This is a genomic window from Haloechinothrix halophila YIM 93223 (assembly GCF_000504245.1).
Taxonomy (GTDB): domain Bacteria; phylum Actinomycetota; class Actinomycetes; order Mycobacteriales; family Pseudonocardiaceae; genus Haloechinothrix_A; species Haloechinothrix_A halophila.
The window spans coordinates 569,103-581,385 of the sequence record NZ_KI632509.1; the positions used below are offsets into that span (position 1 = coordinate 569,103).

Here is a 12,283-nt window from a genome sequence, read left to right on the forward strand (position 1 = left end):
GCTCAGCCGAAGTTCTTGCCTTCACCCCGGTAGGTGAACACGGTCGCTTCCCGCTGCCCGTCGCTGACGACGTGATAGGCGTCGACGCGTTCCGCCAGCTCACCGGCTTTGGCATGGCGCAGCCACACCTTGTCGCCGATGGTGAGGTCATCGGCGACCGCGCCGGTGACCGGGGTCTGCACCTCGCCGGCGCCTTCCAGATCGAGCAACCGCAGCCCACCTGGCAAGTACGGCCTTGGCAGCCGCGAGCGGCGTGCCGGGCCCGAAGCGACGTAACCCCCGGAGAACAGCGTCACGACGCCCGGCGCCGGTTTGCGCACCACTGGCAGCGCGAACAGCACCGCTGGGCGCGGCCGGAAGCTGCGGTAGCCGTCGAACAGGGTCGGGCCAATCAGCCCGGATCCGGCCGCGACCTCGGTGACCGACGCGTCCGCGATGGTGGTCTCGATGCTGCCGGTGCCGCCGCCGTTGACGAACTCAAGCTCGGTGACCTCGCGCACCGCCCGCACCGCGGCGGCCCGGCGCTCGCTGAGTTCCGCCGAGGAGCGCTGCCGCAGCAGTCGCATCGCCAACGCGGACGCCGGGTTGCCCGCTGCGTCGCCCACCCCGGCGATCTGGCCCTCGTAGCCCATCAGCCCGACCAGCTTGAAGCCATCACGCGCGGTGACGTGGCGGGCGAACGCCGCCGCCTGCTCCGGGGTGTGGATCGGCGAGCGGCGCGGCCCGATGTGCACTCCTGGCACCGGTCGCCAGGAGACGTCCAGCTCGAGGCACACTCGCAGCGTTGGGTGGTCCGCGCCGAGCAGCCGGTCGATCAGGTCGAGGTGGTCGGCGGCGTCGACCATGATCGTGATGACCTCGCGCGCCGCCTTGTCCTCGGCGAGCTTGCGCAGTGCGCCCGCGTCCACGGTCGGGTAGGCGACGAGGATGTCCTCGCTGACGCCCTGCTCGTGGAGCCACAGCGCCTCGGTGAGCGAGTAGGCGAGCACGCCAGCCGTCCCCGGCGCGGCCAGCGCGCGTGCCAGCAGGAAGCGGCAGCGCAGCGACTTGCTGGCCAGGCGGATCGGGGTGCCGTTGGCCCGCAGCACCAGGTCGTCGAGGTTGGCGTCGAACGCGTCGATGTCGACGATCGCCAGCGGCGCGTCGATGCCCTCGGTCGCGCGATCGTAGGCGTGCCGCGACCGGTCCTCGTCGCGCGGTGCGCGCTGGTGAACGGGGCTGACCATAGGGTGAAATACTACTCTCTATCCGATTTTATATGAAGTATATTCACATAACATGACCGAGTGTACTCCACATCACGGCACGAGGGTGGCGGCATGAGGATTGCTCGCAGATCCGAATCATCAGGCATGAGTGCGTCGACTTGGACCAACTGGGCAGGCACGGCGTCCGCGGCGCCCGACGTCGTCCATCGGCCACTGACCGCTGAGGAGATCAGCGCGGCAGTCGCGGCAGCGGCGTCCGAGGGCACGCGGATCCGCACCCGGGGCAGCGGGCACTCCTTCACGCCGATCGCGGTGGCGGATGAGCACGCCATCGATCTGTCCGGCTACACCGGCATCACGCACGTCGACCCCGAGACCAACGAGGTGACGGTGCGCGCGGGCACCACTCTGCGAGCGCTCAACGCGGCACTGGACGCACATGGGCTCGCCCTGATCAACATGGGCGACATCGACAAGCAAACCGTCGCGGGCGCGCTGTCAACCGGCACCCACGGCACCGGTGCCGCACTCGGCGGGCTGGCCACGCAGGTCAGCGCGCTGGAGCTGGTGCTGGCGGACGGCTCGGTGGTGCACTGCTCGGCGTCAGAGTCACCCGACCTGTTCGCGGCGGCCAGGGTCGGCCTCGGCGCGCTCGGCGTCATCAGCACCGTGACGCTGCGGTGCGTGCCGTCGTTCGCGCTCGCCGCACGGGAGGCGCCTGGCACGCTCGCCGACGTCATGGACCGGCTCGACCACGACGTCGATGCGACGGACCACTTCGAGTTCTACTGGTTCCCGCACGGCGAGACCGTGCTGACCAAACACAACACCCGGCTGCCAGCCGGTACCGAGCCGAAGCCGCTGAGCAGGCTGCGGTCCTGGGTGGAGTACGAGCTGATCGAGAACCGGCTCTTCGGCGCGGTGTGCCGGGCCGAACGAGCGGTGCCCGCACTGGTGCGTCCCGCGCAACGGCTGATCGCGGCGACGCTATCCGAACGGGACTACAGCGACACCTCGCACCGGGTATTCGTGACCAACCGGGCAGTGCGGTTCGTTGAGTCCGAATACGCCATACCGCGCGAGTCACTCCCTGAGGTGCTGGCCGAGCTGCGGCAGGTCGTCGCACGGCTGGCCGACCCGGTGGCGTTCCCGGTCGAGGTCCGATTCGCCGCCGCCGACGATGTCTGGCTGTCCACCGCGTACGGCCGCGACACCGCGTATGTCGCGGTGCACCAGTATGTCGGGATGCCGTACCGGGAGTACTTCGCGGCGTTCGAGTCGATCGCGGGCGCGGTCGGCGGCAGGCCACACTGGGGCAAACTGCACACTTTGGACGCGGTGGCCCTGCGCGAGCGGTATCCGAGGTTCGACGACTTCCTGCGCGTGCGGTCCGACGTCGACCCTGAAGACCGGTTCGGCAACGCCCACACGGATCGGGTGCTCGGGTCGGTCTGAGCCAGGGGACGCCGCACCTAGCTCCGGACAGCCGCCACGGCATCCTCGATCGGGGTGTCGCCCGCGATCAGCTCCAACGTCTTACCGGCGGTGGCCGGTTCGTCGAGCAGCGCGAGCAGCACCGCCGCGACATCGTCGCGCGGGATGTCGGCGCGTTCGGTGTGCTCGGCGAGGTGCACCCGCCCCGCGCCCGGCTCGTCGGTGAGCCTGCCCGGCCGCAGGATCGTCCAGTCGAGATCGCGCGCTCGCAGATCGTCCTCCGCCGCGGCCTTCGCCCGCAGGTACGCGGCGAACACCTCGCCGACCTCGGGATCGTCCGCACGCTCCAGCGCCATCGCGCTGATCTGCACGTGTCGCCGGACGCCTGCCGCCTCGGCGGCGTCCGCGAACAGCGCGGCAGCCGCACGGTCAACGGATTCCTTCCGCGCGACGCCGCTGCCGGGCCCCGCGCCGGCGGCGAACACGGCGGCATCCGCACCGCGCAGGGTGTTCTCGACCTCGGCGACGCCCGCGGTTTCCAGGTCGACCACGGCGGCCTCCGCGCCAGCGGCGGCGAGGTCGGCGCCGTGGTCGGGATTCCGCACGATGCCGATGACCTCGTCACCGCGCTCGGAGAGCAACGTGGACAGCCGGAGAGCGATCTTGCCGTGACCGCCAGCGATGACTACGCGCATGTCCGGCAGGGTAGTGGCCAACGACGTCGGCCGCTCCAGCGGCGCGGGTGAGCCAACCAGTGCCAGGCGCTCTCAGGCGGCGCCAGTCAGCGTCAGCCGGTGCTAGGCAGTATCAATCCACACCGGCCGGGACCTCGTCCACGGCGAGCAGTTGCTCGTAGACCATCTCGTTCATCCAGCGCGACAGCGCGTCGTCGGCCATCATCACCCGCTCAGGGCGGCCCGGCAGGTCACGCCGCACGATGGTGTTGTCATCGACCGAGAGGACGTCCAGCCCATACGCGCGGGCGCGCGGCAGGCAGTTGCTGACGTAGTCGTGGGTGAGCATGACGGTGTCCGGCAGCACCATCGCGGCGTCGTAGTACCGCGCGAACGGCACCGCCCACGCCAACCCGGTGCGCCAGTGCCGCGCCACCGCGATCACGCCGAGGATCTCGGCCGCTGGTGCGGGCGCCTCGTGCGCGAGCTCCGGCCAAGTCCAGGTGGACACGCTGGCGCGGTCGATCACCGGCGGCATGCCGGTGGCGATGCGCTCGGCGTGTGCGTCCGGCCGCAGCCGCGCCACCATGTGCACCTTGCGACCCAGCAGTGTCATCTGCGGTAGGACGACGCCATTCCTGCCGAGCACCGCAGCCGATTCCTTCGCGATGTCGTGCGTGCTCGCGGGAAGCGGGCCGGGGGGCACGACCCGGGTCGGGCTCGTCCGCGCACGGTGCGCCGCCGAGGTCGCAGCATCAGAACCTGTACGTCCCGGTGTTGCCGCCACGTGGTCAGCCTCCCTAGTTGTTTCAGCCAGCAGGGACCGCTCGAAGTAAGCGGTACCTTTCCTGGATAACAAGCGGGATGTACCCACGTCTGTACCTTGGCGACCCGCCTGCGATCGGCGGCACGGAGTCGTCGGTGACCGGTCGATGAGTGGTCAACCAACTTCGGCCGGACAGTGCGGCCGTACGGGTGAGTGAATTGGTCCATTGGCAGCCGGTTAGCCCAGTGCCTGTTACTCAGCGCAACATACAGTCGGCACGACCAGGCGTTATGTCGTTGACACGTGGTCACCGTACGGTGATCGCTGTGTTCAGCGACCGGCCAGCGTCGCTGGCGGACGACCGCTCGTCGCCGTTGAGCGGCAAGTCGCTGGTCGCGGCATGCTCGGTCCAGTTGTGGCGAGAGGTATATCTCACGACACCGGTTTTCGGCCACCCCTGCCCCCGCGACGCGCCGTAAGGTAAACAACGCCGCTGACACATTGGAGGTTGCATGCGCTCACCGAAGGACTTCTTCGCGCCGCTGGCTCTTGGCGCGCCGGAGCCGGTCCGTGAGATCCCCTTCCGGCCGTCGCGAATGATCCACTTCTTCGACCCGAGCAACGAGAAGATGCGCACCAAGGCGCCGTCGATCGCCGCGAAGGTCGACGTCCTGCTCGGCAACCTGGAAGACGCGATCTCGGCGGACAACAAGGAAGCGGCACGTAACGGCCTCGTCGAGGTCGCCAAGGCGAACGACTTCGGCCAGACGCAGCTGTGGACGCGCATCAACAGCCTCGACTCGCCGTGGGTGCTCGACGACCTGCTCACGCTGGTCACCGAGATCGGCGACAAGCTCGACGTCATCATGGTGCCCAAGGTCGAGGGCGCACAGGACATCCACTACGTCGACCGGCTGCTCGCCCAGTTGGAGGCGCGCGCGGGCCTGACCAAGCCGCTGCTGGTGCACGCGATCCTGGAGACCGCGTCCGGTGTGGCCAATGTGGAGGAGATCGCGGGCGCGAGCCCCCGGATGCAGGGCATCTCGCTCGGCCCTGCCGATCTGGCGGCGAGCCGTCGCATGAAGACGACGCGTGTCGGCGGCGGCCACCCCGGCTACCTGGTGCGTACCGACCCGACCGGGGACGACCTGAGCGAGGGCCGCACCACCTATCAGCAGGACCTGTGGCACTACACCGTCGCGCGGATGGTCGACGCCTGTGCGATGCACGGGATCCTGCCGTACTACGGGCCGTTCGGCGACATCAAGGACGTCGTGGCGTGCGAGGACCAGTTCCGCAACGCGTTCCTGCTCGGCTGTGTCGGGGCGTGGAGCCTGCACCCGGCGCAGATCGACATCGCGAAGAAGGTCTTCTCTCCCGCGGCCGAGGACGTGGCGTGGTCGCGACGGGTCATCACGGCGATGGGCGACGGCACCGGTGCGGTGATGATCGACGGCAAGATGCAGGACGACGCGACGTACAAGCAGTGCAAGGTCGTGGCGGAGCTGGCTGACGCGCTCGCCGCCCGCGACCCGGAGCTCGCCGCGGCCTACGACGCGGCAACAAAGGAGGCCATGGCCGGTGAATGAGACGCAGCCTGACCAGATGATCGAGCAGCAGCAGGCCACCGCGTCCGCGAGTGAGCAGACGCTGCGACCCCGGCGGTCGGTGCTCTACATGCCGGGCGCGAACGAGCGCGCGCTGGAGAAGGCCAAGTCGCTCGATGCCGACGCGCTGATCCTCGACCTCGAGGACGCCGTCGCGCCCGACGCCAAGGACGACGCACGCGAGCGGGTGTGTGCCGCCGCCGCGTCCGGCGAGTACGGCGCGCGCGAGCTGACCATCCGCGTCAACGGCCTGGAAACCGAATGGCACGAAGCCGACCTGCGCGAAGCGGCGAAGGCGGGCCCAGACGGCATCGTCGTGCCGAAGGTGAACTCCGCGCAGGAGGTACACACCATCGAACGCGCGCTGGAGTTCGCGGGCGCGCCGGAGCGCACCAAGATCTGGGCGATGGTGGAGACGCCGATCGCGATGCTGCGCGCGGCCGACATCGCCGCGGCAAGCGACCGGCTGACCGTGCTGGTGATGGGCACCAACGACTTGGCCAAGGAGTTGCACGCCGAGTTCGTGCCCGGCCGTGCGCCGCTGCTCGGCGGGCTGTCGCTTGCGCTACTGGCCGCCCGCGCGACCGGGAAGGTGATCCTTGACGGCGTCTACAACGACGTCAAGGACGCCGAGGGCTTCGAAGCGGAGTGCGTCCAGGGGCGCCAGATGGGCTTCGACGGCAAGACGTTGATCCACCCCGCGCAGCTTGAGCCGTGCAACCGCGTGTTCGCACCGTCCGAAGAGGAGGTGGCGCACTCCCGGCGGGTGATCGAGGCGTTCGACGCCGCACAGGCCGAGGGCAAGGGCGTCGTCACGGTCGACGGCCGGATGATCGAGAACCTGCACGTGGACAACGCTCGGCGGATTCTGGCGATGGCGGACGCCATCGCCACGCGCGGCTGAAGCCTGGCGGTGGGAGCCCGCCAGCGCGGCGCTCCCCCGCACGCCTGCCGCTACTCAGACGCCTGCCCACCCCGATGTTGATCAACTTACCGCGCGCTGTGACCACTAGAACCGGTCGAACCGGACATCGGATGGTCCTAACGCGCAGGAAGTTGATCGACTTCGGGAAAAGCGGGCGCGGCAGCCACCAGCGGCCCCTCGCCGCCACGGCGCCACCGACGCAGGCCGCTAACCCACCTGCTCCAGTGCCTGGGTGATGTCCGCCCACAGGTCGTCCGGGTCCTCAAGGCCAACGGAGAACCGCAGCGCACCGGCAGGGACGTGCGCGTCGCTTGGCCGGGCGGCCCTGCGTTCCAGCGTGCTTTCCGCTCCGCCCAGGCTCGTCGCGTGCCGGATCAGCCGCAGTCCCGCGCAGAACGCGTCCGCCGATGCCGCGTCAGCGAGTTCGAACGACACCACGCCACCGCCGATCGACGGGTACCGGACGTCCACAACGGACGGATGCTCGCGCAGCCGCTTCACCAGCTCCGACGCCGTCGCGGAGACCGCCGCATATCGCACCGGCAATGTCCGCATCCCCCGCAGCGCCAGCCACGCCTCCAGGGCCCCAGGGGTCGCACCACCCCGCCGCCGGGCGGCGCGAATTTGCTCGGCGAGGCGTTGGGACGACACCACCGTGACCCCAAGCAAAAGATCGCTGTGCCCGCCGATCAGCTTGGTCGCGCTGTGCATCACGACGTCCGCGCCGAGCGACAACGGCTGCTGGCCGAGCGGCGTCGCGAACGTATTGTCCACCGCGACGATCGGCGGGTCGTCGGCAGCGGCAGCCGCGGCGGTGATCTCCGCGATGGGCATCTCGAACAGGCTCGGGTTCGTGGGTGACTCCAGCCAGAGCAAGTCCGCTTCGCCCGCCGCGGTCAGCCAGGCGTCGATGTCGCGGGGGTCGAGCCGCCGCGCGCGCAGCCTGCCGCTCGCCTCGGCGTGACCGAGCATGTCGCGCGTCCCGGCGTAGCTGTCAGTCGGCACGGCAACCTCGGCGCCACTCGGCAGCAGGTCGAACACCGCGGAGATCGCGCCCATGCCGGACGCGAACGACGTCGCGTGCCCGCCTTCCAGATCACCGACGGCGTCCTCGAACGCGCGCCAGGTGTCGATGCCGTCCTCGCGGGCGTAGGCGAGCCCCAGGTGGCTCGCGGGCGTGATCGGCACGTTCGCCGGATCGCCTTCGCCGTCCTGTCTTCCTGAGTTGACCGCCCTCGTGCGTGCCGACCAGTTCATGATCCTCCTTCGCGCCAGTTACCGCCCGGTAGGGCGAGTCTTAATGGTGGCAGAGCGAGTCGGCTCATTGCCCTCGACCGTTCAGCGCAACGGCCCTGCTCCGCTAGCCCCAAGCCCCTATCCAGGGACAACGCTACCCATTACGGTGATCCCACTCATAGCGAAGCGAGCGCGGTTCGCATTTCGACATCGTCGTCAGGAGGGGGACTATGACCACTCGGTTATCGGTTGTCGTCCCGGTCCACAACGAGGAACACCGCCTGCGGGGGACCCTCGACGGACTCAGCGACGCGCTCGCGCGACTACGGCGACGAACGGAGATCGTCGTCGTGGACAACGACAGCACGGACGGCAGCGCGAAGATCGCGCTGTCCTATCGCGACAGTGCCGTACCCGTCCGCCTGCTCTCCTGCGTGACGCACGGCAAGGGCGCAGCCGTCAGGACCGGTGTGCTCGCGACGAGCAGCGAGTACACCGGATTCTGCGATGCCGATCTCGCCACCGACGTCCGCGCGTTCCCGCCCATGCTCGCGCAACTCGATGCTGGCGTGAACGTGGTCATCGGCTCCCGGGCGCATCGCGACTCGAAGATCACCGCAGACCACGGCATCGGGCGTCGTACCGGCGCGTCGGTGTTCCGGTTCGCCGTGCGACGTCTCGTCCCCGGCATCGGTGACACCCAGTGCGGGTTCAAGTTCTTCGACAGAGCGACAGCGGAAGTCGTGTTCCGGCCACTGTGCACGCATGGCTTCGCCTTTGACGCCGAGGTGCTCGCCCGCGCGCAACGGGCAGGCGCCCTGATCGCCGAGATTCCGGTGACCTGGACCGACGCCCCCGGATCCACCTTCAATCCAGTGCGCGACGGCTACAACAGCTTCGCGTCACTGGCTCGAATCCGTGCCGTGCTGGCCAACGAGGCGACGGCACACGCACAGCGAACGCCGAGCACCCCCGGCGTGCTGGACAGTACAGCTCCCGAACTGGCTCGAGGTGCATTGCGGAGTGCCTAGAACGACAACCGAACACCGCGACAACCGAATCCAGCCGCTGCGGGATGTCCGCGTGGCGATGCTCAACTGGCGCGACCGGGAGCACAGCCAAGGCGGTGGCGCGGAGGAATACGCGATGCGGGTCGCGCACGCGCTGGTCGAGGCCGGCGCCCAGGTCACATTCGTGACCGCACGAGATCGCGACCAAGCCCGGCGCGGTGAGGATGGCAAGGTCCGGATCGTGCGCCTCGGCGGACGCCTGACGGTGTATCCGCTCACGCTCGCCTGGCTGGCGCGGCACCGGCGCGCCATCGACGTCGTCGTCGACTGCCACAACGGCATCCCGTTCTTCAGCCCACTGGTCACCAGCGGGCACACGAAGACGGTGCTGCTCATCCACCACGTGCACGCCGCCCAATTCGCGGTGCACTACTCGCCGCTGCTCGCGCGGTTCGGCGCATGGCTGGAAGGCCCGGTCGCGCGGTGGCTGTACCGCAAGGCCATCACCGTCACGGTGTCGCCGTCGACCGTGCGGGCGATGCGCTCCCGGCTCGGCTGGCGCGGCCCGATCTTCGTCGTCGCGAACGGGATGGAGTCGCCGCCACAGGTGCCGGCAACGCGCACCGAGGAACCGACGTTGGTCTGCCTCGGCAGGCTGGTCACCCACAAGCGCGTCGAGCAGCTCATCGATCCGGTGCTGCGGCTGCGGCAACGCTGGCCAGGCCTGCGGCTGCACCTCATCGGGCGCGGTCCGCTCGAACACGCGCTGCGCGCGGCGACCGCCGACCTCGATGGCGCGATCATGGTGCATGGCTACCTCGATGACGTGGCGAAGTCACGACTGCTCAACCAGTCGTGGCTACACGTCACGCTGTCGGACGGCGAAGGCTGGGGCCTCGCCGTGCTGGAAGCGGCGGCGCACGGCGTGCCGACGGTGTGCCGCGACGTCGACGGGCTGTGCGACTCCGTCCGGCACGGCGAGACCGGCTGGCGCATGCAGCCAGAGGACGATGTCGTCGCCACGCTGGACCAGTACCTCGGCAAGATCGCCGACCCGGCGTCGGCCAACGACGTCGCGGAGGCGTGCCAGAACTGGGCGGCACGGTTCAACTGGACGTCGACCGGCGAGCGATTCGTCGGAGTTGTCGCCAACCTGCTGCACGGCGACGCCGCTGCCGGCTGGTATTCCGGCCAGCACGAGGCGATCGTCGCCGAGTTCCGGCTGCCCTGCGATCACCAGTGGCTGAAGTGGGCAGTCGCCCAGATCGGCGTCGGCACCAGGTTCGGCACCGATGGCGAGCACGGCTGGGTGATCGCCGAGCAATACCCGGCCGGCGACCTGGTCACCGCGCTGCACGAAGCGGGCGCGACCGAGGTCACCGTCAGGGCGGCGGATGACGTGGAACGACTGCTCGGCGAAGCAGTCCCGCAACGAGAGCACATCAGGCCGCGACCGCGGCTGAGCCGCTAGGAGGACCGGTTGCGAAGTGCACTGACTTACATCCTGCTTGGGCTGGGCGTTTTCGCGCTCGGCTTTGGGTTGGTGCTGCGGTTGTACACCTACCCGCAGTTGGCCAAGATGCCGCTCGACCTCGACTCGTTCTCGGTCGCCACCGGCACCGCCGATCGAGCGCTGGTCTTCGTCGAGAACGGTCCCGACCAGCACGTGCCGGAGTTCCGCGAAGACCTGCCCATCACGTCGACGACCAAGGTCACCGCCGATCCCACCGCGCCAGAGATGGAGAAGGGCAGCGATGTCGCGGCGTACATCGAAGCGACACGGATCACCGCGAACGACAACCCCGACATCGGAGCGCTGTCCGCCAGCGTGCGGCAGCTCTGCGTCGACCGGCACACCGGCGAGGCGGTCGCGCCGTGCACCACGCAGTTCATTCAGGAGTCCAGCTCCGAACAACCGGAAACCCCAGAAGAGGGGCGTGTCTACGGCGAGAACGGGACCGTGCAGCAGCCCGGCTTCGGCTTCAAGCTGCCGTTCGACACCGAGAAGACCACCTATCCCTGGTACGACTTGCGGATCAAGGATACGGTTGATCTCACGTTCGAGCGTGAGGACACCGTCAAGGGGCTCGACGTCTACCAGTTCTCGTATCGCATCGAACCGCAGAAGGTCGGCAGCCGCGAAGTGCCCGGCTCGCTGCTCGGTGAGCCGGACACGCCAAGCATCGAAGCCGACCTCCACTACGAAGCCGACCGGACGATGTGGATCGACCCGGTGACGGGCGCGGTGATCGCGCTCGAGCAGTCCGTGACGCAGAAGCTGGTGCAGGACGACGAGACCTACGAAGACGGCGAGGTGGTTTTCGACGGCACCCTCGCGCTCGACGACGAGACCGTCACCAAGAACATCGCGGACGCCGAGGACGGCGGCGGCAAGCTGTGGCTGCTGACCACGCTGCCGATAATCCTGTGGATCGTCGGCGGATTGCTGATCGTCGGCGCGGTCCTGCTCCTCGTCCGCTTCCGCGAGCCGAAGGTGGATGCGGGCAACCACCGGCTCGAGTAGCGGCGGCCGCGATCCCGGTGGATCTTGAGCCCGTTTGGCGATATGTATCACCAGATACTCTCAAGATCCACCGGGTCCAGTGCGTCGCTACTTCAGGGCATCGCCGTTCGGGATGTCGCGCTACCGCTTACGCAGGATCATCGCGAGATTCCAGGACGCGATTTCCCGCAGTCCTGGAATCCGCACGATCCAATGCGACCACCATGGGTGATAACGCGGCAGCGCGTCCACCAGAATCACATCGGGCCGCTGTCGCGCCCAGCGCAATACCGAGCCGATACTGACCGCGAAAAGCGTTTCCCCGAAACGGTTTTTCGGCTCGTGGCCGTGCCGCCGCACATAACGTTCGCGCGCGTAATGGCCGCCGAGGAAATGCCACGGCGACGTCTCGTGCCCGCCCCACGGCGAGAGCCACGTCGTGTATGAGGCGAACACGATGCCGCCCGGCTTGGTCACCCGCACCATCTCGGCGAGCATCGTCTCCGGCCGCGCGACGTGTTCGAGCACGTTTGACGAGTAACAGACGTCCATAGTGGACGTACGTATCGGCAGCTCAGTGCCGCTTCCCAGCAGCATTCCCGGACGCATGTCACCCCGCGCCGACAACTCGCCGACGTCGGGGTCGAGCCCGACGTAGCGGGCGCCAGCCGCCTCGAACGCGTCCGCGAAGTAGCCGGGCCCACCACCGACGTCGAGCAGCGTCGCGCCCCGCAGCGGGGCGTACGACGCCACCTGCCGCGCCGAATCGTCCGCGAGTGCGCCATAGAACCAGTCTGGGTCGGACTGCTCGCTGCGAAACGCGCGAAACAATGCGACCGACCGCCGGAGATTCGCCTTATGTGGCGCCACTGTCACCATAGGTTGAGTCACTTTCTCCCGGGTTCAGCGATTATCCCGCA

The 12,283-nt window shown here is 68.7% G+C and carries 11 protein-coding genes; 6 read left to right on the forward strand and 5 right to left on the reverse strand.

Annotated features, from left to right (window positions below; all coding sequences use genetic code 11):
- Window positions 1-2 precede the first annotated feature (2 nt).
- Window positions 3-1,226 (reverse strand): amino acid deaminase/aldolase, encoded by a 1,224-nt coding sequence (locus AMYHA_RS02675; RefSeq protein WP_051399465.1) that lies wholly within the window; start codon window positions 1,224-1,226, stop codon window positions 3-5.
- A 126-nt stretch (window positions 1,227-1,352) separates the two neighbouring features.
- On the opposite strand from AMYHA_RS02675, the gene AMYHA_RS02680 reads away from it, so the two are divergent.
- Window positions 1,353-2,663 carry a D-arabinono-1,4-lactone oxidase gene (locus AMYHA_RS02680; RefSeq protein WP_034267639.1) on the forward strand — a complete coding sequence of 437 codons (1,311 nt, stop codon included), beginning with the start codon at window positions 1,353-1,355 and terminating at the stop codon, window positions 2,661-2,663.
- 17 nt (window positions 2,664-2,680) lie between these two features.
- On the opposite strand, the gene AMYHA_RS02685 is transcribed toward AMYHA_RS02680, so the two are convergent.
- The gene (locus AMYHA_RS02685; RefSeq protein WP_034267642.1) at window positions 2,681-3,337 is read right to left on the reverse strand and encodes an NAD(P)H-binding protein; all 657 of its coding nucleotides are present in this window, start codon (window positions 3,335-3,337) and stop codon (window positions 2,681-2,683) included.
- A gap of 112 nt (window positions 3,338-3,449) precedes the next feature.
- Complete coding sequence (locus AMYHA_RS02690; protein ID WP_034267644.1) at window positions 3,450-4,103, reverse strand: hypothetical protein; 654 nt, start codon at window positions 4,101-4,103, stop codon at window positions 3,450-3,452.
- A 491-nt stretch (window positions 4,104-4,594) separates the two neighbouring features.
- Here AMYHA_RS02690 and AMYHA_RS02700 point away from each other — a divergent pair, with 491 nt between their 5' ends.
- Together AMYHA_RS02700 and AMYHA_RS02705 are read left to right on the forward strand one after the other, a co-directional pair.
- A complete protein-coding gene (locus tag AMYHA_RS02700; protein WP_034267649.1) occupies window positions 4,595-5,671 on the forward strand; it encodes an HpcH/HpaI aldolase/citrate lyase family protein in 1,077 nt (358 codons plus the stop codon).
- A gap of 61 nt (window positions 5,672-5,732) precedes the next feature.
- The gene (locus AMYHA_RS02705; protein WP_034275512.1) at window positions 5,733-6,593 is read left to right on the forward strand and encodes an HpcH/HpaI aldolase/citrate lyase family protein; all 861 of its coding nucleotides are present in this window, start codon (window positions 5,733-5,735) and stop codon (window positions 6,591-6,593) included.
- 228 nt (window positions 6,594-6,821) lie between these two features.
- Here AMYHA_RS02705 and AMYHA_RS02710 read toward each other — a convergent pair whose 3' ends face one another.
- Entirely contained in the window at window positions 6,822-7,871 is a 1,050-nt protein-coding gene (locus tag AMYHA_RS02710) for a trans-sulfuration enzyme family protein (protein ID WP_196776823.1), read from the reverse strand.
- 209 nt (window positions 7,872-8,080) lie between these two features.
- Here AMYHA_RS02710 and AMYHA_RS02715 point away from each other — a divergent pair, with 209 nt between their 5' ends.
- The 3 genes from AMYHA_RS02715 to AMYHA_RS02725 are packed head-to-tail and all read left to right on the forward strand — an operon-like array spanning window position 8,081 to window position 11,384.
- Window positions 8,081-8,881, forward strand: a complete 801-nt coding sequence (locus tag AMYHA_RS02715; RefSeq protein WP_051399466.1) for a glycosyltransferase — start codon at window positions 8,081-8,083, stop codon at window positions 8,879-8,881.
- Window positions 8,874-10,331 (forward strand): glycosyltransferase family 4 protein, encoded by a 1,458-nt coding sequence (locus AMYHA_RS02720; protein ID WP_157361745.1) that lies wholly within the window; start codon window positions 8,874-8,876, stop codon window positions 10,329-10,331. Before AMYHA_RS02715 ends, AMYHA_RS02720 begins: the two co-directional genes overlap by 8 nt.
- Window positions 10,332-10,340: 9 nt before the next feature.
- Window positions 10,341-11,384, forward strand: coding sequence for a DUF3068 domain-containing protein (locus AMYHA_RS02725; RefSeq protein WP_034267655.1), 1,044 nt, complete (start codon window positions 10,341-10,343; stop codon window positions 11,382-11,384).
- A gap of 120 nt (window positions 11,385-11,504) precedes the next feature.
- Here the strand turns inward: AMYHA_RS02725 and AMYHA_RS02730 are convergent, their stop codons facing one another.
- Window positions 11,505-12,194, reverse strand: coding sequence for a class I SAM-dependent methyltransferase (locus AMYHA_RS02730; RefSeq protein WP_330759142.1), 690 nt, complete (start codon window positions 12,192-12,194; stop codon window positions 11,505-11,507).
- Window positions 12,195-12,283 lie beyond the last annotated feature (89 nt).